This is a genomic window from Streptomyces sp. JJ36, assembly GCF_021696945.1.
Classification (GTDB): domain Bacteria; phylum Actinomycetota; class Actinomycetes; order Streptomycetales; family Streptomycetaceae; genus Streptomyces.
The window spans coordinates 1-21,345 of record NZ_JACYHE010000093.1; the positions used below are offsets into that span (position 1 = coordinate 1).

Below are 21,345 nucleotides of genomic sequence, written 5' to 3' on the forward strand. Positions count from 1 at the left end.
ACACCACCGGCCACCTCGGCATCAACACCTTCAACGGCACCAGCGAATTCCAGAATCTGGGCGTATTCCGGCAGTGAGAAGCTCCGGCGCGGGGGGCTGTTCCGGCGCAGCGGCCGGCCCCACACAGGGGCCGGCCACCCGGGCACACGTCACACGAGCCTGCTCACGACGTGTGCCCGAGCCCGCAGTGGAAGCGCAGAAGGCGGACCTGGTGCGGGTCGAGCACGCCCTCGGCGGCGCGGAGCCGCGCCCGCAGCGCGTCGGCCGTGCCGCCCCGTGGCACCCCGTACGTGGTGGCGGCCTCCCGGGCGAGCCAGTTCGCGAGGTCGTCGCGGGCGCGGTGGCGCAGCACGGGTGAGGGGTCGGCGACGAGTTCGAGGTCGGTGAGCAGCCGGGTCCAGGTGTCCCGTGCATCCAGCAGCCGGTAGGCGGCCGTACGGATGTGCTGCGGTGTTCCCGGCGAGTCGCCCGGCGGGTTGCCCGCGCCGAGGAGGTCCCGGAGGCGTTCCGGGTCGAGGCGGGACGCCCAGGGGCGCAGCGCGACGGTGACCTGCCGGGTGACCGCGCCGGACGGGTCGGTGAGCATCCCGGAGAGGGCATCCGGGTCGGCCGCGCCCAGCCGGCGCAGGGCACGCACGGCCTCGGCCCGCCCGCGGGGCCGCGGGTGGCCGAGCCAGGGGCGGACGAGACCGGCGTCGCAGGCGGTGCCGGTCTCCCCGAGCCCGGCCAGTGCGCCCGGCTCGGGGCACGCCGTACGGGCGAGACGCCGGTAGTGCTCCACCGGGTCGGCGCCGGAGCGGCGCACCACGGCCTGGGCGACCGCCCGCACGAGCGGGCTGCGGTCGGCGAGCGCCCCGGTGGCCGGGGCGACGTCGCCGCTCCTGGCCAGCACGCGGACCGCCTCCGCGCGGACCGCAGCCGTCCCGCTGGACAGCAGGGGGCGGACGCGGTCGGCGGTCCCGGCGGCGACCGCGGTCCGTACCGCGGCTTCGGCGCAGCGGACCCGGGTCGGCAGGTCGTCGTCGTGTCCGGCGGTGTGCAGCAGTTGCCCGCAGCCGAGCCGGCCGGCGGCGAGCGCGGTCAGGTGTGCGGTGCGGCGGACGCGCCGGTCCGGGCTGGCGAGGGCCGCGGTCAGCAGCGCGGCCGGGCCCTCCCGCAGGACGGCCGCGACACGGTCGGCCAGCCAGCGTCCCTCGCGCCGTTCCCGCAGGGCCAGGGCGACCCCCGCGGTGACGACGAACTCCGGGCCGGAGAGCCCGGTGAGGCGGTGCGCGAGTGCCGGGCGGGCACGGTCCCGGACCTGCGGCACCCAGTCCGCGGCCCGCAGCGCCAGCACGGGCAGCGCCCCGGTGTCGTCGCGTCCGGCCAGCCGTGCGACGGCGGCCTCACGCAGGCGGCCGTCCGGATGGCAGGCGGCGACCGTCAGCCCCAGGATGCCGGGGTCCTCCCGCGTCACGCGCGTCCTCGCCCGTACCGACCAGCGCGGAGCGCGCCACCACAGGTCCCGGATCGCCACATCGAGCCCGCGCCACAGCCGGGGGCTCGCCCTCAGCAGGACCCGTCCGGCCTCGGCGACCGGCTCCGGGTCGCCGTCGCGGTCCACGGCCAGCAGCAGCCCGGCGAGCGTCCAGACCTCCTCCTCACCACCGCCGGCCTCCACGGCGGCCGTCGCCTCGCGGAGTTGCCGCACGGTCGGCGGGGACGGCAGGCGGTCCTCCGGCAGGTGGTCCACCACACCGAGCACGTCGAGGCGGGCGCGGAGGCGCCGCAGCAGCCGCTGTCCGGAACTCCCGGCCACGGTGCTCCCTTCGGGGTCGGCGGGCCGGCGGTCGCGCGGCCCCGCCCGATGATCCCCGCAACCCCCCTGCGGCGCGAGCGATTTCCCGGCGTGCTGTCCGGTGCACCGGGACTCTGGGGTCCGGTGCGGCTGCCGGCCCGGTCGCCCGGTGGCGACGGGTGTCGGCGCGCAGGGCCGGGCGCCCGCGGTTTCGGCCGGCCCGGGGCCGGCGGAGACGGGCGCGGTTCAGGCCAGGCCGCCGGTGTCGACGGGCAGGTCGGCGAGGCGCCACTCGAGCATGCCGTCGTCGAGACGGATCGCGCGCCGCCCGCGGTCGGTCAGCAGACGCACCGCGTCGTAGGCGAGCACGCAGTACTCGCCCCGGCAGTACACGACGACCTCGGCGTCGCGGGGCAGTTCGCCGATCCGGTCGGCGAGCTCCCCGACCGGGATGGAGACGGCGCCGGGGACGTGCCCGGCCCGGTACTCCTCCACCGGCCGCACGTCCAGCACCACCGACTCGCCCGCTTCGACGCGGGCGTACAGCTCCTCGCGGGTGATCTCCGCCGCGCCGTCGTCGCCGAGGTAGGCGTCGCGGGCGGCGGGGACGGCCGCCTGGTGGTTCTCCGTGACCTTGCGTAGCAGCGCGAAGAGCCGGGCGACGTCGTCACCGGCCAGCCGGTAGTGGATGCGCACTCCTTCGCGGCGGGTCACGACAAAGCCGGCCTGCTTGAGCGTCTGCAGGTGCGCCGAGGCGGTGGTCAGGTTCAGCCCGGACGCTCTGGCCAGCGCGTCGACGCTGCGCTCGCCCTGAGCGAGCAGGTCGAGCAGTTCCAGGCGCTTCCCGCTGGCCAGCGCTTTGCCGCCGAGCGCGAAGGCGTCGTAGAGCCGCGCCTTCGCGCCCGGGCTGGTGGTCTCCGCCATGGCATCCTCCATATATCCATGGAATATCGTAGAGAAAGGTGAGGACAGGGGCCACCAGGCCCCTCTCGTACCCGGCCCTGGGAGGACCGCCGTGGGTTTTGCCGACGACCCTCTGATTCCGCTGGTCGACGAAGGGCTGGGGAACAGCGCCTACCTCGTGGGCCTGAGCGACGGCCGCGCCCTCGCCGTGGACGCCTCCCGTGACCTGCGCGCCCTGCATGCCGCCGCCGCGCGACGCGCCGTGCCGACCGGCAGCCCCGCGGCGTACGCGTCCGCACACGGCCTGCACCTCGCCGAAGGCGAGGCCGCGTGAGCGGGGCGAGCGGTCGTGCGGCCGGGCCCGTCCGGCTCGGGCTGCGGGAGAACCGGCTGCAGTTCAGCCTGCTCGTCGTCGTCAACGTCTGCGTCGGCGGCCTCGTCGGCCTGGAACGCACCACCGTGCCCCTCATCGGCACGGACGTCTTCGGGCTGACCAGCGACCTGGCCGTCTTCTCCTTCATCATCGCCTTCGGTCTGACCAAGGCCTGCACCAACCTCGCGGCCGGCGCGCTGACCGCCCGCTTCCGCCGGAAGCAGATCCTCGTGGCCGGATGGCTGCTCGGCGTCCCGGTCCCGTTCGTGCTCGCGTGGGCGCCTTCCTGGGGCTGGATCGTCGGGGCGAACGTGCTGCTGGGCCTCAATCAGGGCCTCACCTGGTCGATGACGGTCAACATGAAGATCGACCTTGTCGGGCCGGCCCGCCGCGGGCTGGCCACCGGCCTGAACGAGGCCGCCGGCTACACCGCGGTCGGCGTCACCGCCCTGCTCACCGGCTACCTCGCCGCCGCCTACGGCCTGCGCCCGGCTCCCGAACTCGTCGGCGTGGTCTTCGTCGCCGCCGGGCTCGCCCTGTCCCTGGTCGTACGCGACACCGCCGCCCATGTCGCCCTCGAACTCAGCCGGCACGCCGAGCCGCCGCCCACCGGTGAGGGCGCGGCCGCGACGTTCACCCGGACCTCCTGGCACAACCGCTCCCTGCGGGGAGCCAGCCAGGCGGGGCTGGTCAACAACCTCAACGACGGCCTCACCTGGGGCGTCTTCCCCCTGCTGTTCACCGAGCACGGCCTGGGGCTCACCGCGGTCGGCCTGATCAAGGGCCTCTATCCCGTCCTGTGGGGCCTCGGGCAGATCCCCACCGGGCACCTCGCCGACCGCTTCGGCCGCAAGCCGCTCATCGTCCACGGCATGCTCGTCCAGGCGGCCGGGCTCGTCCTCGCCCTCGCCCTGCTGGCCCGTCCCCTGCTCGCGGGCGTCCTCTCCGCCGTCGCCCTGGGCCTCGGCACGGCGATGGTCTACCCCGCCCTCCTCGCCTCGGTCTCCGACCACACGCACCCGAGCCGGCGCGCCGGCGCGCTGGGCACCTACCGCTTCTGGCGGGACCTCGGCTATGCCGTCGGTGCCCTGGTGGCCGGCGTTCTCGCCGACGCCCTCGGGCTCAACGCCACCGTCGTCGCCGCCGCCGTGCTCACCGCGGTCTCCGGCCTGCTCGCCGCCCGCTGGATCACCGACCCCGCACGCGCCTGATGCCGACCGCGGTACCGCGCGGCACGGCCGCCGCCCGGTGTTCCGCAGCGTGTGCGGCGGGCGGCGCCGGGAGGGCCGGCCGGTGCCCCGGCCTGGAACGGGTCCCCGGCCCCGGCCGGTCAGTGGTCGTTGACGAGCTCGCCGGCGAGGCGGTCGTGCATGCGGGCGCTGGGGTCGTTGAGGCCGGTGATGGTGACCTTCTTGCCGCGGGAGGCGTATTTGGTCTCGACGGCGTCGAGGGCGGCGACGGAGGAGGCGTCCCAGATGTGGGCCTCGGAGAGGTCGATGACGACGTCGTCGGGGTCGCCGGCGTAGTCGAACTGGTAGACGAGGTCGTTGGAGGAGGCGAAGAAGAGTTCTCCGGTGACCGCGTAGATGACCTGGGTGCCGTCGGGGTCGGTGACGCTGGAGACGTTGACCAGGTGCGCCACCCGCCGGGCGAAGGCGACCATGGCGGCCAGAACGCCGACGATCACGCCGATCGCGAGGTTGTGGGTGACCACGACGACGGTGACGGTCACGGCCATGACGAGGGTTTCGCTCAGGGGCATCCGGCGCAGGGTTCGGGGCTGCACGGAGTGCCAGTCGAAGGTGGCGAAGGAGACCAGGATCATCACGGCGACCAGCGCGGCCATGGGGATGTCGGAGACCACGGGCCCGGCCACCACGACGAGGACGAGGAGGAAGACGCCGGCCAGGAAGGTGGACAGCCGGGTGCGGGCGCCGGAGGTCTTCACGTTGATCATCGTCTGGCCGATCATGGCGCAGCCGCCCATGCCGCCGAAGAGGCCGGTGACGATGTTGGCGATGCCCTGGCCGACGGACTCCCGGGTCTTGCCGGAGTGGGTGTCGGTGATGTCGTCCACGAGTTTGGCCGTCATCAGCGACTCCATCAGCCCCACCAGCGCGAGCGCGAGCGCGTACGGGGCGACGGTGGTGAGCGTCTCCAGGGTGAAGGGCACCTCCGGGAGCCCCGGAGCGGGCAGGGAGGAGGGCAGGGCGCCCTTGTCGCCGACGGTGGGCACGGCGATGCCCGCACCCACGGTGATCAGGGTGAGGGCGAGGATGGAGACCAGCGGCGCGGGTACGGCCCTGGTCAGCCGCGGGAAGAGGACCATCAGCGCCAGTCCGCCGGCGACCAGGGGGTAGACGGCCCACGGCACGTCGCGCAGTTCCGGCACCTGGGCGAGGAAGATCAGGATGGCGAGTGCGTTGACGAAGCCGACCATCACGCTGCGCGGGACAAAACGCATCAGCTTCGCCACGCCGAGGGCGCCCAGGGCCACCTGGATCAGCCCGCCGAGGATGACGGCCGCGACCAGGTGGCCGAGGCCGTGTTCGTGGTGGAGCGGAGCGATCACCAGGGCGATCGCTCCGGTGGCGGCGGAGATCATCGCCTTGCGGCCGCCGACGACCGAGATCACCACGGCCATGGTGAAGGAGGCGAAGAGGCCGACGCTGGGGTCGACCCCGGCGATGATCGAGAAGGAGATCGCCTCCGGGATCAGCGCCAGCGCGACGACGAGCCCGGCCAGCACCTCGGTACGGAAGACCTTGGGCGAGGCCAGGAAGTCGGGACGGGAGGGGCGGCCGGCGCCGGGCAGGCGCAACCGGGAGGCTGCTGTGCGTGCTGCGGACATGCATCCGTTTCTGTTCGGGCGCACAGGAACGGCTGCGCGCGCATCGTGCAGGGCTCCAGGGGAGCGCTCGGGGGCGCCCGGCGCGTCTGCGGTGACGGCGCGGGGCCGGGAGGCCGGCGGTCCGCGGGGGGCCGCCGATCGGGCATCATTGCCCGGAAGTCCGGGGACGCCACCGGGCCCGGACGGGGCCGCGAGACGGGGAAGGCGGTGTCGCCGCCGGTGACAACACTACCCTGACGTGAGGGGTGAGTGTGACCACCTGAGCTGCGAACACAGGCGATCAAGCATCACCGACCTGTGATTGATCTCACTTTCCGGCCTCGGGCTTACCGATGTGAAACGTGCCGGACACCTGAAGGGAAACCCACAGCGATGACGGAGCGGCGGATGCAGATCGGCGAGGTGGCCGAACGGACCGGTCTGTCGCTGCGCACCATCCGGCACTACGAAGAGGTGGACCTGGTCATCCCGTCCGCCCGCAGCAAGGGCGGTTTCCGCCTCTACACCGCATCCGACGTCGACCGCCTGATGGTGGTACGGCGCATGAAACCACTCGGCTTCTCCCTGGACGAGATGCGCGACCTGCTGGAGATCACCGACCGGCTCTCCGGCACCGCCCCCGGCACCCTCACCGCCGAGGAGCGGGACCGGCTGCGGGAACGCCTCGACTCCTACCGCAAGATCGCTGACGCCCGCTGCGAAACCCTCCGCGCCCAGCTCCTGGCCGCCGAGGACTTCGCCGCCACCCTGCGCCGCCGGCTGGACGACCAGGCGTAGCCGTCCGGCCGTCCTGTCCGGGCCCTAGTCGTGGGCGGCGATGAGCGGGTCGAGCGGGGAGCGGGGGAACTCCCGCTGGAAGTTGGACAGATGCCAGCGGCTCGGGAAGAGGGCCAGCCAGGTGCCGTCCCGTACCCGGCGCATGCCCTCGCCGTGCACCAGCCGGGACCGGCTGAGCCCCTCCGCCCCGGCCTGGTCCGTCGCGCGCGCCGCCGTGTACGGCAGCGACTCCAGCCGCACGGGCGCGGAGAACTCGAACTCCATCCGGTGCCGCACCACGTCGAACTGCATCGGCCCCACCGCGGCGAGCACCGGCGCCTGCTCCCCGCGCGCGTCGGAGACCAGCACCTGGACCACGCCCTCCTCGTCGAGCTGGGCGACACCGCGCCGGAACTGCTTGGAGCGCCCCACATCCACCGGGCGTACGACCTGGAAGTGCTCGGGCGCGAAGGTCGGCATCGGCGGGAAGACCGCCCGCGGACCGGTGTGCAGGGTGTCGCCGACGCGCAGCGCGGTGGCGTTGACCAACCCCACCACGTCCCCCGGATAGGCCGTCTCCACCGCCGAGCGGTCCTGCCCGAAGACGCTGTGCGCGTACTTGGTGGCGAAGGGCTTGCCGCTCGCCGCCCGGGTGACCGTCATGCCGCGCTCGAAGACGCCCGAGCAGACCCGGACGAAGGCGATCCGGTCCCGGTGCGCCCGGTCCATGTTCGCCTGCACCTTGAAGACCAGGCCGGAGAAGGGCGCGTCCACCGGGCGCTCACCCCCGCCCTCCAGCTCCCGCGGACCGGGCGGCGGCGCCATGTCCACCACGGCGTCCAGCAGCAGCCGTACGCCGATGTTGGAGACGGCCGCGCCGAAGAAGACCGGCGTGGACTTCCCCGCCAGGAAGTCCTCCCGGTCGTGCACCGCACCGGTCTCCCGCAGCAGCGCCAGCTCCTCCGTCGCCGTGGCCCAGTCCGCGTCCGCCTCCGCGGCCGCCTCCCCGGCGGTGAGCTGCTCCTCCACGGCCTCCCGTGCGCCGCCCGGAGCCCGGGTGTAGCGCAGCATCCGCTCCGGCTCCCGGGTGTCCACCAGCCCCCGGAAGTGCCCGGCGATACCGACCGGCCAGGTCACCGGCGTCGGGCGGAGGCGGAACTCCCGCTCGATCTCGTCCAGCAACTCCAGCGCCTCCCGGCCGGGCCGGTCCCACTTGTTGACGAAGGTGATCACCGGGATGCCGCGGTGCCGGCAGACGTCGAACAGCTTCCGGGTCTGCTCCTCCAGCCCCTTCGCCGCGTCGATCAGCATCACCGCGCAGTCCACGGCCGCCAGCACCCGGTAGGTGTCCTCGGAGAAGTCCGCGTGCCCGGGAGTGTCCAGCAGGTTCAGCACCCGGCCGCAGTGTGCGAACTGCAGCACCGCCGAGGTCACCGAGATCCCCCGGGCCCGCTCCAGCTCCATCCAGTCCGACGCCACCCCGCGGCGCCCGCCCTTGCCGTGCACCGCCCCCGCCGACGTCAGCGCCTGAGCGTGCAGCGCCAGCGCCTCGGTCAGCGTCGACTTCCCCGCATCCGGATGCGAGATCACCGCGAACGTCCGCCGCCGCCCGGCCTCAACCACCGCCTCGCTCACCCTGCCGACTCCTCACCCGTGCTCGTGCTCGCCTCCGTACCGGGAGCAACCCTAACCTTTCGTGAGGGTAGGATTCGCGGCGACGGGTGCCGGGCCCGACAGGGGTGCTCACGGGCCCGGCATGGCCGGTTCCGGAACGGCTGCCGACCGCGTGCTCGCCGCCCGCCGTGCGGAAGGCGCCCCGGGGCCCAGCCGGCGTTCAGTCGGCCACGCCGGAGAACGCGATCACCTTCTCGATGTGCGCCCGGACGAGGAGTTCCCCCGGCACACTGTTGCGGGCGGCGTACTCCTCGGCCCGCGCCTCCCCCATGTAGCGGGCCGCGATACGCCCCGCCCAGCGCCGCATCTCCTCCGGTGCGTCCGAGAGTCCGGCGCGCCCCTGGAGGAGGACGAAGGCGTACGGCGGCTGCTCCTCGTCCACGCAGAGGGCGAACCGCCCGTCCCGGGCCAGGTTGCGCCCCTTGACCCCGGACGCGCCGGTGTTGAACACCACGGTGTCCCCGTCGAGCAGGAACCAGACGGGCGTCACATGCGGACTCCCGTCGGCACGGACGGTCGACAGCTTGCCGGTGCGGGTCCCCTGCGAGACGAAGGCCCGCCACTCTTCCACGGTCATCTTCTGCATGGGCTGCCTTTCGACGGGGAGCGATGAGGTCGGTGCCGACCGTGCGCCACGACATTCTCCCCCGGCCGTACGGCGCCGTGCGGGTGCCGTACCCCGCGTGTCCGGAGGCCACGGCCTCACGCAGCCCCTCTTCGTCACCGACCGGCTTCATGCATCTCGCTTGCGGTGCAACCCGGTTCCTCGCGTACTGCGACGCATCGGCAAACCGGCCGCGCGACGTATCGAGTCCGCCACGGCATCCGCGCGTGTATACAGCCCAAGCCACTCAGCGATGTTGACTTTCTGGACAGCCAACGCCAGGACTTCTTTCCCGTCCGAGGTGGTGATCGTGATTCCGGAATATCCAGGGTCAACATCCGTGATCTCATCCACCAGAACGGAGCGCGCGAAGCCCAGGTTTCGGATGCGTACCTCTTCGGCGGTCAGGGTGACGGACGAGCCCATCGCATGAAGCAGTAGACCGCCACCGAGCCCCAGTAGAAAGAGGAGCGCCACGATCTCGCCAAAACCTGGGCCGCCTGAAACCGGTGCAGGCAACATGGCCGATGCGAGGACCAGCAAGAACAAACTGACCGGTGCGCAGACGATCCGCTCGATCAGGCCAGGGCGCCACGTCACCTCACTGACCCCCCATCACCATCTCGCGGCGGACTCTGCAACCCCTTGACCCGAGGGCACCTCTCAGGGCCGCAACTCTCCTCTGGCGCGAAGAATCAGTCGACACGCTCCCGTTACCGCTATGACGCTGGGAAAGACCACGGTCCAAGTGTCCAGGCGGTCGAGAGCGGCAACGGCACCTCCGACGGCGAACAGGATGTCGACCCCGAGAGGGACCCAGCTTTCGCCTCTCCGTTCACCCCGGGACGCATTACCGAGATCATCCTCACGGCGGAAGACGCGCCTACGAGCAGCCGAAGAACTGTCTCCACCGGGATTTCGCTCGCGCATGACCCACCCCCCAGAGAGCGCAAAGCGCGGGCCGAGATCACTCCCGACCCGCGTTCCGTCACTACCTTGTCGGTGTCCGAGGGGGGACTTGAACCCCCACGCCCGATAAAGGGCACTAGCACCTCAAGCTAGCGCGTCTGCCATTCCGCCACCCGGACAAGGGTTGCCGCACGACCCTGGGCCGCGGCGACGGGGAACACCATACCAAGTCTCCGGGGTGGTCCTCACCTGCGTAAACCGCTTGTGAGCGAGCCGTGACAGGGGGTGCCGCCAGCGGGCGGCACCCTGCTGATCGCGCAGGTGAGAGCCCGGTGCAGCAGAGCACGCGGCGCTCGGCACCGGCGGCCGACGGACCCGCCCCGAGCGCGCCGGGCCCGTGACCGCAGAGCGCAGGCGGAACCGGGCGCGCGGTCAACAGGGCCTCGGAGTCCAAGAGTGGAACCCGCCGACTTCCGGCGCACCGCACAGGCTCAGAGACGTGGCACCGGGGCGCGTGGGGTGGCCGCATCGTGACGCCGGCTGGCCGGTGGACGGCGAGCCTCGCGGCACAGGGACGGATGACCACGCGGCCGGGGCCGGGATGTGGTCAGGGGCATATGACCGGTTCTCTGCCGCGGGAGCCGGTGGCGATTGCCGCGCCGTGATCCCGGGTGCCAGCATCACGTCGTCCGCACCGCGGACCGGGCCGCACACGGGGCGGCCACCTCCCGTGCCGCCCCGCGGCCCGCGCCCACCTGGGACTTCATCGTCAGGAGGAACGCGCCACCATGAAGAGAAGATCTGGGTTAAGCACCGCCTTCGCCGCCCTCGTCGGAGCGGCGGGGCTCGCGCTGTCCACGCTGGCCGCGGCGCCCGCGGTCGCCGACCCGGGCTCGTCCGCCCCCGGCACCAGCCAGAAGGCCGCCGCGCAGGGCCGGCAGGCGGCCGCCGGCTTCTGGGCCTGCACGGTCCCGGCCGGGAAGACCTACAGCCAGGTCGACCGGCGCCTGAACCAGTGCAACCCCAACGGCTGGGGCTACAGCTACTACGTCGTCGACCCGGCCGACAGCCTGTGGGCCTGCACGGTCCCCTCCGGCTACACCTACAGCCAGGCCGACCGGCGGCTCAACGTCTGCAACGCCAACGGCTGGGGCTACAGCTACTACCTGAAGGTGCCCCGGGACGGCCTCTGGGCCTGCACCGTCCCCCCGGGCTTCACCTACGACCAGAGCGACCGTCGCCTCAACCAGTGCAACCCCAACGGCTGGGGCTACAGCTACCGCATCCGCGGCTGACGCGAGGCCGGGCGGCGCACAAGTAAGGGCGGAGCGCCGCCGCACACAGGACGGGACAGAACGCAGCGCGGCCGGGCGGGCCCACGGGGGCCGCCCGGCCGTGCCGTGTGTCGCGAAGGGACGTCCTCGTCATGGCACCTCGCAGCGGACGAGCGCTCGTGCGAAGGGTTCGCCGCTGCGCCGGGCGTACGTCATCCGCTCGCGGACCTCGCGCAGGGTGCGCGGACGGTAGCCGGGCCCCCAACAGCAGCTCTTGTGGAAGCGGACCCCGGCGTTGAGCAGAACGGTGAGGACCCGCCACGCCTGCCGGTCCCGGCGCGGCGGCGCGGCGAACGCCGACCCCACGTGAATCATCGCCTCCGAACAGCGGGGACAAATCCGTTGCCCGTTCCGGCCGTAGGGCTGCTTGTACGAGGCCCGGCAAGGCAAGCAGACGTAAGAGGTCTTCCCATGGCCCATGCCGCGAGCGTAGGCGGGCCCCGGGCGCAGCTCGACTGATTTTCCCGAAGGGCCCCGGGCGAGCGTAGCCCGGCCGGAGCGCGCTGCGGGGAGTACGTGGTTGTACGGCTCCTGTACGGGCACGGGGCGTGCCGGGCGCGGCAGCCACGCAGTTGAACCGTCATGGCGGAGGTGCGGGCTCGACCGGGCCGGGCCCTCCGCGGAAGCAGCGGGAGACGTACGGATCGGACAGGGGTGTGGTGAGCATGGGGAACGGCCGCCCGGGGCGGAGGAGCGGGCAGGACGACGACCGGCCGACGGCGTGGTGTGCATACGGCAAGCTGCTGCGGCTCTTCCGTGACCGCGCCGGGATGACGCAGCAGCAGCTCGGCGACGCGATCGGGTACTCGCTGGAGCAGGTGGGCTCGGTGGAGCAGGGGCGGCGCCCGGCGAAGGCGGCGTTCACCGAGGCCGCCGAGGAGGCCGTGGGTGCGGGCGGAGCGCTGCGGGTGCTCCAGGAGGACGTGGACCGTGCCAAGCTCCCGGCGTTCTTCCGCGATTTCGCGCTGCTGGAGTCGGAGGCGGTGAGCCGGTTCTCCTACGACCCGCTGCTGGTGCCCGGGCTGTTGCAGACCGAGGACTACGCCCGCGTGTTGTTCGCGGGCCACTGCCCACCGCTGAGCGACGAGACCGTGGAACGGCACGTCGAGGCCCGGCTCGCCAGGCAGCGGTTGCTGGACAGAACGCCCCTGGTGGAGCTGTGCTTCGTGATCGGGGAGTCGGCACTGACGAATCCCGTCGGCGGGAGTGAGGTGCTGCGCACCCAGTTGCAGCGCCTGCTTGCGGTGGGGCGGCAGCGCAACGTGGAGATCCAGGTGATGCCTGCCGGGCGTGGGTTTCACACCGGTCTCGACGGGCCGTTCGTGCTGCTGGAGACGTCGGAGCAGGAGCGCATCGGGTATGTCGAGTCGCAGGAGGTCGGGTGCGTCGTGACAGACGGTTCCGATGTGACCGCGTTCGGCCTCAGGTATGGGAAGCTCCGAGCGCAGGCGCTGACCCCTGAGGAGTCGGCAAAGCTCATCGACCGTCTGGCGGGAGAGGCATGAGGACACAGCACGGGACCGACCACACGAGCCGGCTGCGGTGGTTCAAGAGCAGTCACAGCGGCTCCGGAGGCGGTGACTGCGTGGAGGTGGCCATAGCCCCGGAGAGCGTGCACGTACGGGACTCGAAGGACCCCGCCCGGCGGGGTCTCCGGGTGGCCAAGGCGAGCTGGGAGGCGTTCGCCGTGCACGTGCGGAGCTGACGAACGGGCTGGGCGACCGGCTCGCGGCCGGCGGGCTGACGCCGCCCGGGTGAGCCCGGTCGCCCAGCCAGCCCGTACTCAGTCGCAGTGGCCGCCGCGGGCGCGGAGGGAGCGGAGGTGGCGGCTGGAGCGGCGGGCGGTGGAGAAGGACCCGGCGGGGTTGGCCTCCGGGTCGGGGGCGTCGTCGCGCTCGACGATCCAGTGGTGCCGGCGGCGGTGCCCCGGGAGGCGGCCGACCCGGTCGAGGAAGTGGCGGTAGTCGATGTCACCGTCGCCGACGTCGGTCATGCGGTAGCCGCCCCAGGCGTCCTCGTCGTGCTCGCCGTCCTTGACGTGGAACAGCGGGAAGCGGTGCGGGGCGTCGAGCACGTAGTCGAGCGGGTCGAAGGGCGCCGGGGCGCCGTCGGGGCGGGTGCTGAACCGGTACTGGCCGACGTACGCCCAGTAGATGTCCATCTCCAGGTAGACCAGCTCCGGGTCGGTCTCGGCCAGCAGCACGTCGTAGAGGCGGACGTCGGGCCGGTCCTCGGCGAAGCCGAACTCGTCCGAGTGGTTGTGCTGGTAGAACTTCAGGCCGCGGGCGCGGGCGGCGGCGCCGTAGGTGTTGAAGTCCTCGGCGGCGCGCTTCCAGGCGTCGACGGTGTTGCCGTAGCGGTTCGGCCCCCAGGGCGTGCCGACGGTGGGCAGTCCCAGTTCCTGGGCGTCGTCGAGGACCTTCTCCAGGTTGGTGGCGAAGCTGTAGGCGTCCGGGTCGCCGCTGCCGTCGGCGTGGTAGGCGACGTGGCTGCCGATGCCGCGCAGACCGTTGTCGTGGAGCAGGCGGCGGAGCGTGCGCAGGGAGAGGTCGCCGGTGCCCTGGGTGTAGCCGGCGAACTCGACCTCGTCGTAGTGGTGGCGGGCCAGTTCCTCGAAGACGCGGGCGAAGCCGAGGGACTGCACCTGGTCGCGGATCGTGTAGAGCTGGATGCCGAGGCGGCCGGGCGGCAGCACCGGGCGGCCCCGGCCGTGGGCGGCCGCGGGTGCGGTGGAGGCGCCGAGCAGGGCGCCGGCCGCCGCGCCGGCGGCGACGCCGAGGAGGCCGCGGCGGCGGAGGGTGTGGGCGAGGGCGGGGTCGGAGTCGGTGTGGTGTCGCACGGGGAGGTCTCCTGTCGTACGGACGGGTCGTTGACGTGCGGGAGCGTTGTTGTAAGGGCCGTGCGGGGTGGCGGGGTCTCGTCCGCCGGCGGGCGCCTGCTGCGGGCTCCGGGTGCCGGCGCCGGTGGGCCCGGGCCCGCCCGGGCTGCTGTGCCGGGCAGCGCCGGCCGGCCGGGACGCTCGGGCGCCGGGTCGGCGTGCCGGGCGGCCAGCGACGTCGCGGCCGGCGTCCGCGGCGCCCCGGCGCCGGGGGCCGTCAGGACCCCGGGCCGAAGGCGAGGTCCAGCAGCAGCCCCTTGACCTCGGTGGCGGCGACCGGGCGGTCGGGGAGCGCCCCGGGCCGGGAGCAGAGCAGTACGGGCCCCTCGGCCTCGTTCGCCGGGAGGCGTCCGTGGCTGCCGCGCACCGGTGCGGGGTCGAGGGGGACGACGGCCATGCGGTAGCGCAGCCCGGCCTTCTTGCGGGCGAGCGCGGTGGCGGCGCGCAGCCGGACGTACGGGTCGAGCGGGTCGAGGAAGAGCTCGGCGGGGTCGTAGCCGGGCTTGCGGTGGATCTCGACCTGGCGGGCGAAGTCGGGGGCCCGGTCGTCGTCGAGCCAGTAGTAGTAGGTGAACCAGGAGTCCGGCTCGGCGACGGCCACCAGTTCCCCGGCGCGCGGGTGGTCCAGGCCGTGCGCCTTCTTGCCGTCGTCGTCGAGGAGTTCGGCGAGGCCGGGGAGCCCGGTCAGTGCCTCGCGGACGGCGTCCAGGTCCGCGGTGTGCCGGACGTAGACGTGGGCGAGCTGGTGGTCGGCGACGGCGAAGGCGCGGGAGGTGGTGGGGTCGAGGTACTCCATGCCGGCCTGGTGGTGTACCTCCAGGAGCCCGGCGCGGCGCAGCGCGCGGTTGATGTCGACGGGCCGGGAGACGGGCGTGATGCCGTACTCGGAGAGGGCGACCACGGTGCGGCCCTCGGCGGCGGCCTGGTCGAGCAGGGGCGCGAGGGCGTCGTCCAGTTCGCGGGCGGCGGCGTGGGCGCGGGGGTCCTCGGGGCCGTACCGCTGGAGGTCGTAGTCGAGGTGGGGGACGTAGCACAGGGCGAGGTCGGGGCGGCGGGTGCGCAGCAGGTGGCGGGTGGCGTCGATGATCCAGCGGGAGGAGACCAGGTCGGCGCCGGGGCCCCAGAAGTGGAAGAGGGGGAAAATGCCGAGGGTGCCGGTGAGTTCGTCGTGCAGGGCGGGCGGCCGGGTGTAGCAGTCGGGTTCCTTGCGGCCGTCGGAGTAGTAGACGGGACGCGGGGTGACGGTCCAGTCCGTGTCGGCACCCATGGCGTACCACCAGCAGACGTTGGCCACGGTGTAGCCGGGGTGGACGGCGCGGGCGGCGTCCCAGAGCTTCTCGCCGCCGACGAGGGCGTTGTGCTGGCGCCAGAGCAGCACCTCGCCGAGTTCGCGGAAGTACCAGCCGTTGCCGACGATGCCGTGCCCGGAGGGTGTTTCGCCGGTGAGGAAGGTGGACTGGGCGGCGCAGGTGACGGCGGGCAGCACGGTCTCCAGCGGGGCGTGCGAGCCGGAGCCGGCGAGGCTGCCGAGCCGGGGCATCCGGGCGAGGAGCCGCGGCGTGAGGCCGACGACGTCGAGGACCAGCAGCGGACGGGGCTGCGGGGTGGTGGCGGCGGGCCCGGTCATGGCAGCTCCTTGAGGCCGAGGTCGGTCAGCAGGTCGCGGGCGACGGCGAGTTCGGCGGCGATGCCGTCGGCGAGCTGCCCGCGGGTGCGGGGGCGCAGGCCGGGCGGGAGCGCCTGCCAGGTGTAGGTCTCGACCTCCAGGTGCCGGGTGAGCGGCTCGGGGCCGCCGACCAGCCGGGCGAGGGCGGCGCGCAGCACGTCGGTGGTGGCGGTGAGCGGGGGTGCCAGTGGGGCGTGCAGCGGTACGTGGAAGTGGGAGCGCCAGGGCGCGGTGGTGGGCAGGGCGCCAGGGGCGAGGGCCTGGTCGAGGTCGTCGGTGGCGAGCAGGCCGGTGTCCGTACGGGTGCGGGTCTGGTGCAGGAAGCGGGGTTCGGCGAAGCCGGCGAGGGCGTCCCGCACGGCGGGGAGGGAGGGGTCCTCGGCGTGCAGGGCGGCCGAGAGCTGGGCCTTGACGACGGGGAGGCCGGCGGCGGTGAGTTCGTGCACCGCGTGGCCGGGGTCCTCGAAGGCGGTGGCGAGGTGGCATGTGTCGAGGCAGACGCCGATGCGGTGCGGGGGCGGGGCGTCGTCGCCGGTGAGGGCGGCCACGGCGTCGGCGGTGGTCTCGACGGTGCAGCCGGGCTCGGGTTCCAGGCCGACGCGGACGCTGCGCCCGGTCGTCTCCTCCAGCGCGTCGAGGCGGTGGGCGAGGGCGGTGAGGGCGGTGAGGGCCGTACGGCGGGAGGCGGCGTCGAAGCCGGTGCGCCAGCCGAGCGGGAGGGTGGAGACGGTGCCCTGGCCGGTGTCGTCCGGGAGTAGCCCGGTGAGCAGCCGGGCCAGGTCGGCGGTGTGGTCGAGGCGGGCGGGTTCGGTCCAGTCGGGGCGGTAGACGCGGTACTTGACGCGTTCCGCGCCGAAGCCCTGGTAGGGGAAGCCGTTGAGGGTGACGACCTCCAGGCCGCGGGCGTCCAGCTCGGCGCGGAGCCGGCGCAGCGCGGCGGGGTCGGCGGTGAGGGCTCGGGCGGCGTCCCGGGCGAGCCAGAGGCCGAGCCCGAGGCGGTCGCGGTGCAGGCGGCGGCGTACGGGTTCGGCGTGGTCGCGGAGCTGGCGCAGTACGCCGTCCAGGTCCTCGGCGGCGTGCACGTTGGTGCAGTAGGCGAGGTGGACGGTGCTGCCGTCGGGGTGGCGGAAGCGCATCTCAGGCGCCTCCGCGGAGGATGGAGTTGCCCTCGTGGGTGGCGGCCGGGTCGGGGGGTGCGGCGGCGTCCGCGCCGGAGGCGTCCACGGCGCTGAGGTCGAGGCGGCCGCTGAGCCCGTAGAAGGCGACGGGGTTGCGCCAGAGCACGCGGTCGACGTCGTCGGCGGAGAAGCCGGCGGCGAGCATGGCGTCGCCGACGCGGCGGGTCTTCAGCGGGTCGCTGCGGCCCCAGTCGGCGGCGGAGTTGACCAGGGTGCGGTGCAGGGCGTCGCGGCGGTGGTCGAGGAGGATGCGGACCATCCGGTCCTCGTCCATCTTGGTGTCGGGGTAGACGGAGAAGCCGAGCCAGCAGCCGCTGTCCAGGGCGGCGTCGACGGTGGTCTCGTTGAGGTGGTCGAGCAGGGCGCGCTCCGGGGGGAGGGCGGACTCGCGGAGCACGTCGAGGGTGCGGGCGAGGCCGGCGGCCTTGTCCCGGTGCGGGGTGTGCACGAGGGCGGGCAGGCCGTGGTCGGCGGCGAGCTGGAGCTGGGTGGCGAGGGCGGTGTCCTCGGCGGGGGTCATGGAGTCGTAGCCGACCTCGCCGACGGCGACCACGCCGTCCTTGAGGAGGTAGCGGGGCAGCTCGTCCAGGACCGGGGTGCAGCGGGGGTCGTTGGCCTCCTTGGGGTTGAGGGCGAGGGTGCAGTGGTGGGCGATGCCGTGCTGGGCGGCGCGGAAGGGCTCCCAGCCGAGGAGGGAGTCGAAGTAGTCGTAGAAGCTCTCGGGCGCGGTGCGGGGCTGGCCGAGCCAGAAGGAGGGCTCGACGACGGCCCGTACGCCCGCCGCGTGCATCGCCGTGTAGTCGTCGGTGGTGCGGGAGGTCATGTGGATGTGGGGGTCGAAGATCCGCATCAGGACTCCTTCACGGCGGGGGCGGCCAGGGCCAGTACGCGGTGCAGGCCGGCAGGGACGGGGCGGCCGGCGGCGGTGCGTTCGGCGGCGTGGTCGGTGAGCATGCGGGCCAGTTCGGCGTCGCCGCGGGCGCGCCGGGCGAGGCCGGCGACGGCGGTCACCGGCACGCCGGTGAAGAGGCACTTGAGCACGGCGTGGCGCCAGGCGTGCGGGTCGAGGTGGGCGGCGTACGGGCCGGCGGCGGCCGCGACCAGCCGGGTGTCGTGGGTGCGCAGGGCGTCCTCGACCAGGGGGACGGCGCCGGCGCCGAGCCCCGGGAGGTGGGGCAGGGCGAGCAGCACGGCGCGCCGCTCGGCGGCGCTGCCGCGGGTGTAGAGGCGGGTGAGGGTGGGCGTGTCCGCCGCGGCGGCGTGCAGGAGGAGGACGCGGGCGGCGTCGGCGGGGGTTTCCGGCTGCGCCGGGGTTTCCCGGGTCTCCGGGGGTTCCCGGGTCTCCGGGGGTTCCCGGGTCTCCGGGGGTTCTCCGGCTCCCGGGCCGTCCCCGGGTTCCGGGGGCCCGGGGTTCCCCGGGTGTCCCGCGGGCCCGTTTCCCGGGGCGCCCGGAGCTCCGGGGGTTCCCGGGTGCTCCGGGGCCTGCGTCTCCGGGGCACCGGCGTGCCGGGGAGCCGGGGCGGCCGGGGCGGGACGGCAGTGGCGGCCGGCGGTGGCGAAGTGGATCTCCCAGGCGGGGAGGGAGCCGTGCCGGGAGCCGGGGGCCGGTGTGGCCGCGTCGGCGAGGGCCTGGTCGAGCCAGGTGCGGCCGGGCTGGGGGAGGCTTGCGTGCAGGGCGTCGTACAGGGCGCGGAGCGGCTCGGGCAGCGGGGCCGAGGGGCCCGCCGCGGCGGTCACGGCCGGGCTCCGGCGGGGGTGCCGGAGCGGGACGCACCGGCGGGAGGCGCGGTGCCGGGGCGCTCGTCGGTGCGTTCGGGCCCTGCGGCGAGGGGCGCGGCGAGGGGCGCGGCCTTCGCGGGCGGCGCCGGGGCAGCCTGCTGCGGTGCGGCCGCTGAGGCCGGTGCGGAGTCTGCCGCGGGGGCGGGTCCGGGAGAGGTACCGGGCGGCACGGGGGCCGCGCTCCCGGCGGGCCGGGCGGGAGCGGCGGGATGGGCGCGCCCGGCGGGAGCCCGGTGTGCGGAGGACCCGGCCGGCGCGGGCGGTGTGCCGCGTACGGCGGCGTGTTCCGCGGCGTGGAGGAACGGGAGGGCGGCGGCGGCCTGGTCCGGGCCCGCGTGGGAGTGCCGCGGCAGCTCCACGGTGACCAGTCCCGCGTACCCGGCCTCGCGCAGCGCCCCGAGCACCGGGGGGAAGTCGATCTCCCCCTCGCCGAACGGCAGGTGCTCGTGCACCCCGCGCCGCATGTCCTCGATCTGCACGTGCCGCAACCACGGCGCCGCGTCCCGTACGCAGGCGGCGGGCGTCGCGGGCTCCAGGCACTGGCAGTGCCCGACGTCCAGGGTGAGGCCGAGCCCCGGCGAGCCGCCGATCGCAGAGCGCAGCCGGTGGAAGCCGGCCAGGTCGCCCACCAGGTGGCCGGGTTCGGGCTCCAGGGCCACGGCGACCCCGGCGGTGTCGGCGGTGTCCAGCAGGGCGCCGATGCCGTCGGTGAGGTGCTGCCAGGCGGCGTAGCGGGGCATGTCCGGCGGCGCGACGCCGCTGAAGCAGTGCACTGCGTGCGCGCCGAGGTCGGCGGCGACCCGTACGGCCGTACGGAGCAGCCCGAGCCGCGCGGCGCGGCCCTCGGGGTCGGCGTCCAGCAGGGTGGGGCCGTGCTTGCGCCGGGGGTCGAGGACGTAGCGGGCGCCGGTCTCGACGGTGACGGTGAGCCCGTGCCGGCCGAGCAGGCGGGCGGTCTCGGCCGTGCGGCGGGCGAGGTCCGGCGCGAGCGGGTCGAGGTGCATGTGGTCGAGGGTCAGGCCGACCCCGTCGTAGCCGAGTCCGGCGAGGAGCGCGAGGGCGTCGGGGAGGCGGAGGTCGGCGAGTCCGTTGGTGCCGTAGGCGTAGCGCAGGGCGGGTGTTCCGGCGGGCGGGGTCATGTGGGGCTGACCTTCCGGGAGAGGCGCCGGGCGAGCGGCGTCAGGGCGAGGAGGGACACGGCGGTGCGCGGGGCGCCGGCGCGGGCGGCGAGCGCGGCCTGCAACGGGATCATGGCGCGGATGCCGCCGCCGACGGCGCGCTGGAGGAGCTGCTGGGAGGGGTTGAGCGCCGCGTGCAGCAGGGGGCGTGCGGCGGAGGCCGCGTAGGCGGCGGCGAGGGCGGTGCGGACCCGGGCTCCGGTGGTGCCCGCGGTGCGCGGCGGGGCTCCGGCGGAGCGCACTGTCCGCGGCGGCGGCGCCGGGACGCCGGTGGGCCCTCCGCGCCGCGGTGTCCCGGTGGGCGCCCAGGCCGTACGGAGGCCCGGGGTGCGGCCCGCGGCGGCGGTGGCGACGGCGGCGACGGCGGCCAGCGCGCCGAGGGGTGCGGCGGAGGAGCCGCCGCGGGTCTCCTGCCGGGAGACACCGGTGACCGCCAGGGTGTGGGCGCCCAGCAGGGCGGCAGCCGGCAGGGCGGCGGCCGGCAGCGCGGTACCGCGTACCGCGCCGGGCCCGCCGCGGGCCGCCTGCCGGGACACCTCCGTGACCGGGTGGGCGGACGCGGCACCCCGCAGTCCGGGGGCACCCGGTACGTGGCGCGGTGTGCGGAGGGTGCGGGCACCGCTCGCCGGGCGAGCTGCCGCGCCCGTGGAGCGGGCCCGGGGGCGGCCTGCGACAGGTGATGCCGCGCCGGGCCGCAGGGTGCCGGGATCCGGCCGCATCCGCCCGGGTTCCGGCACGACCGCCGTGGGCGGCCGGGACGCGCCGCCGTCCGCGTGGCGGGAGGCGCTCGTGGAGGCGCCGGCGCGGTGGGCGGTGGCCGTGGCGCCGAGGAGGAGGTCCAGGGAGCGGGCGGCCGCCATCGCGGTGGGCCCGGCGGCGGTGTGCTTGAGCCGCAGGTCGTACGCCCAGACGGTGCCCGCGAGCAGGGCGGCGGTGGCGAGGGTGCGCCGGCCGGCGGCCCCGGCGAGGGCGAGCCCGGCCCCGGTGAGGGCTCCGGCTGCGGTCAGGGCCGCGCCGGGGCGGATACGGCCGGAGGGAAGCGGGCGGTGTGGGCGCTCGCGGGCGTCCTCCTCGCGGTCGGCCCAGTCGTTGAGGGCCATGCCCGCCTCGTAGAGGCAGAGTGAGGCGCCGGCGGCGAGCAGGGTGCCGCGGTTGGGGCGGTGCCCGGCGGCGGCCGCGCCGGCGACGGCGTCGCCGGGCACGGTGAACACGGCGGAGATGCGCAGCAGTTCCGCCCAGGCCGCGATGCGGCCGGGCGTGCGGGGGCGGGCCCCGGCGGCGCGCTCGGGCCCGGCTGCCGGGCCCGGACGGGACGGCGTCGCGGGCACCGAGGCCGGCAGTGCCTTCGCGGCCCCCGTCAGCCTTCGGTGCCGGGCCGGTGGCACGCCCGTCTCCTGGGCGGGGCCGGGACGGTCGGGGACGGCGGCGCGGCCCGGGTCGCCGTGACCGGCACGGCCGGGCCGGACCGCGGCGCCGGCCGGCCGG

General features: G+C 74.7%; 20 protein-coding genes and 1 tRNA gene. 6 read left to right on the forward strand and 15 right to left on the reverse strand.

Translation table 11 applies throughout. The annotated features are described in order from the left end of the window. Positions 1-163: 163 nt before the first annotated feature. Positions 164-1,798: a hypothetical protein gene (locus HOY81_RS24415; protein WP_237322858.1), complete on the reverse strand. Its 1,635-nt coding sequence runs from the start codon at positions 1,796-1,798 to the stop codon at positions 164-166. Positions 1,799-2,023: 225 nt separating this feature from the next. Next, the gene (locus HOY81_RS24420; RefSeq protein WP_237322859.1) at positions 2,024-2,701 is read right to left on the reverse strand and encodes a metalloregulator ArsR/SmtB family transcription factor; all 678 of its coding nucleotides are present in this window, start codon (positions 2,699-2,701) and stop codon (positions 2,024-2,026) included. Between the two features lie 91 nt (positions 2,702-2,792). Here HOY81_RS24420 and HOY81_RS24425 point away from each other — a divergent pair, with 91 nt between their 5' ends. Next, a complete protein-coding gene (locus HOY81_RS24425) occupies positions 2,793-3,014 on the forward strand; it encodes a hypothetical protein (protein ID WP_237322860.1) in 222 nt (73 codons plus the stop codon). Beyond that, positions 3,011-4,264 carry an MFS transporter gene (locus HOY81_RS24430; RefSeq protein WP_237322861.1) on the forward strand — a complete coding sequence of 418 codons (1,254 nt, stop codon included), beginning with the start codon at positions 3,011-3,013 and terminating at the stop codon, positions 4,262-4,264. The genes HOY81_RS24425 and HOY81_RS24430 overlap by 4 nt, the downstream gene beginning before the upstream one ends. A gap of 119 nt (positions 4,265-4,383) precedes the next feature. On the opposite strand, the gene HOY81_RS24435 is transcribed toward HOY81_RS24430, so the two are convergent. Continuing rightward, positions 4,384-5,904, reverse strand: coding sequence for a SulP family inorganic anion transporter (locus tag HOY81_RS24435; RefSeq protein ID WP_237322862.1), 1,521 nt, complete (start codon positions 5,902-5,904; stop codon positions 4,384-4,386). A gap of 372 nt (positions 5,905-6,276) precedes the next feature. On the opposite strand from HOY81_RS24435, the gene HOY81_RS24440 reads away from it, so the two are divergent. Then, the gene (locus tag HOY81_RS24440; protein WP_237322863.1) at positions 6,277-6,681 is read left to right on the forward strand and encodes a MerR family transcriptional regulator; all 405 of its coding nucleotides are present in this window, start codon (positions 6,277-6,279) and stop codon (positions 6,679-6,681) included. A gap of 24 nt (positions 6,682-6,705) precedes the next feature. Here HOY81_RS24440 and HOY81_RS24445 read toward each other — a convergent pair whose 3' ends face one another. The 4 genes from HOY81_RS24445 to HOY81_RS24460 all read right to left on the reverse strand — a co-directional run bounded on the left by HOY81_RS24445 (position 6,706) and on the right by HOY81_RS24460 (position 10,026). Beyond that, positions 6,706-8,295, reverse strand: coding sequence for a peptide chain release factor 3 (locus HOY81_RS24445; protein WP_237322864.1), 1,590 nt, complete (start codon positions 8,293-8,295; stop codon positions 6,706-6,708). A 199-nt stretch (positions 8,296-8,494) separates the two neighbouring features. After that, positions 8,495-8,920, reverse strand: a complete 426-nt coding sequence (locus tag HOY81_RS24450) for a PPOX class F420-dependent oxidoreductase (protein WP_237322865.1) — start codon at positions 8,918-8,920, stop codon at positions 8,495-8,497. A gap of 147 nt (positions 8,921-9,067) precedes the next feature. Next, the gene (locus HOY81_RS24455; RefSeq protein WP_237322866.1) at positions 9,068-9,538 is read right to left on the reverse strand and encodes a hypothetical protein; all 471 of its coding nucleotides are present in this window, start codon (positions 9,536-9,538) and stop codon (positions 9,068-9,070) included. Between the two features lie 403 nt (positions 9,539-9,941). After that, positions 9,942-10,026 (reverse strand) — tRNA-Leu (locus HOY81_RS24460). A 609-nt stretch (positions 10,027-10,635) separates the two neighbouring features. On the opposite strand from HOY81_RS24460, the gene HOY81_RS24465 reads away from it, so the two are divergent. Beyond that, on the forward strand, positions 10,636-11,142 hold the full coding sequence (locus HOY81_RS24465) for a hypothetical protein (RefSeq protein ID WP_237322867.1): 507 nt from the start codon (positions 10,636-10,638) through the stop codon (positions 11,140-11,142). A gap of 129 nt (positions 11,143-11,271) precedes the next feature. Here HOY81_RS24465 and HOY81_RS24470 read toward each other — a convergent pair whose 3' ends face one another. Further along, on the reverse strand, positions 11,272-11,601 hold the full coding sequence (locus HOY81_RS24470) for a deoxyxylulose-5-phosphate synthase (protein ID WP_237322868.1): 330 nt from the start codon (positions 11,599-11,601) through the stop codon (positions 11,272-11,274). A 245-nt stretch (positions 11,602-11,846) separates the two neighbouring features. Between HOY81_RS24470 and HOY81_RS24475 the strand changes: the two genes are divergently transcribed. Further along, positions 11,847-12,686 (forward strand): helix-turn-helix transcriptional regulator, encoded by an 840-nt coding sequence (locus HOY81_RS24475; protein ID WP_237322869.1) that lies wholly within the window; start codon positions 11,847-11,849, stop codon positions 12,684-12,686. After that, positions 12,683-12,886: a DUF397 domain-containing protein gene (locus HOY81_RS24480; protein WP_237322870.1), complete on the forward strand. Its 204-nt coding sequence runs from the start codon at positions 12,683-12,685 to the stop codon at positions 12,884-12,886. The genes HOY81_RS24475 and HOY81_RS24480 overlap by 4 nt, the downstream gene beginning before the upstream one ends. 78 nt (positions 12,887-12,964) lie before the next feature. Here HOY81_RS24480 and HOY81_RS24485 read toward each other — a convergent pair whose 3' ends face one another. The 7 genes from HOY81_RS24485 to HOY81_RS24515 form a co-directional block, all read right to left on the reverse strand. Then, positions 12,965-14,020 carry a sugar phosphate isomerase/epimerase gene (locus HOY81_RS24485; RefSeq protein ID WP_237322871.1) on the reverse strand — a complete coding sequence of 352 codons (1,056 nt, stop codon included), beginning with the start codon at positions 14,018-14,020 and terminating at the stop codon, positions 12,965-12,967. 256 nt (positions 14,021-14,276) lie between these two features. Next, complete coding sequence (locus HOY81_RS24490) at positions 14,277-15,686, reverse strand: nucleotide pyrophosphatase/phosphodiesterase family protein (protein WP_237322872.1); 1,410 nt, start codon at positions 15,684-15,686, stop codon at positions 14,277-14,279. Next, complete coding sequence (eboE, locus tag HOY81_RS24495) at positions 15,683-16,861, reverse strand: metabolite traffic protein EboE (RefSeq protein ID WP_237322873.1); 1,179 nt, start codon at positions 16,859-16,861, stop codon at positions 15,683-15,685. Before eboE ends, HOY81_RS24490 begins: the two co-directional genes overlap by 4 nt. Position 16,862: 1 nt before the next feature. After that, complete coding sequence (locus tag HOY81_RS24500; protein WP_237322874.1) at positions 16,863-17,753, reverse strand: TatD family hydrolase; 891 nt, start codon at positions 17,751-17,753, stop codon at positions 16,863-16,865. Further along, entirely contained in the window at positions 17,753-18,640 is an 888-nt protein-coding gene (locus tag HOY81_RS24505) for an EboA domain-containing protein (protein WP_237322875.1), read from the reverse strand. Before HOY81_RS24505 ends, HOY81_RS24500 begins: the two co-directional genes overlap by 1 nt. After that, on the reverse strand, positions 18,637-19,821 hold the full coding sequence (locus HOY81_RS24510; protein ID WP_237322876.1) for a sugar phosphate isomerase/epimerase: 1,185 nt from the start codon (positions 19,819-19,821) through the stop codon (positions 18,637-18,639). The genes HOY81_RS24505 and HOY81_RS24510 overlap by 4 nt, the downstream gene beginning before the upstream one ends. Beyond that, positions 19,818-21,071 (reverse strand): UbiA family prenyltransferase, encoded by a 1,254-nt coding sequence (locus HOY81_RS24515; protein ID WP_237322877.1) that lies wholly within the window; start codon positions 21,069-21,071, stop codon positions 19,818-19,820. The genes HOY81_RS24510 and HOY81_RS24515 overlap by 4 nt, the downstream gene beginning before the upstream one ends. Positions 21,072-21,345: the final 274 nt, after the last annotated feature.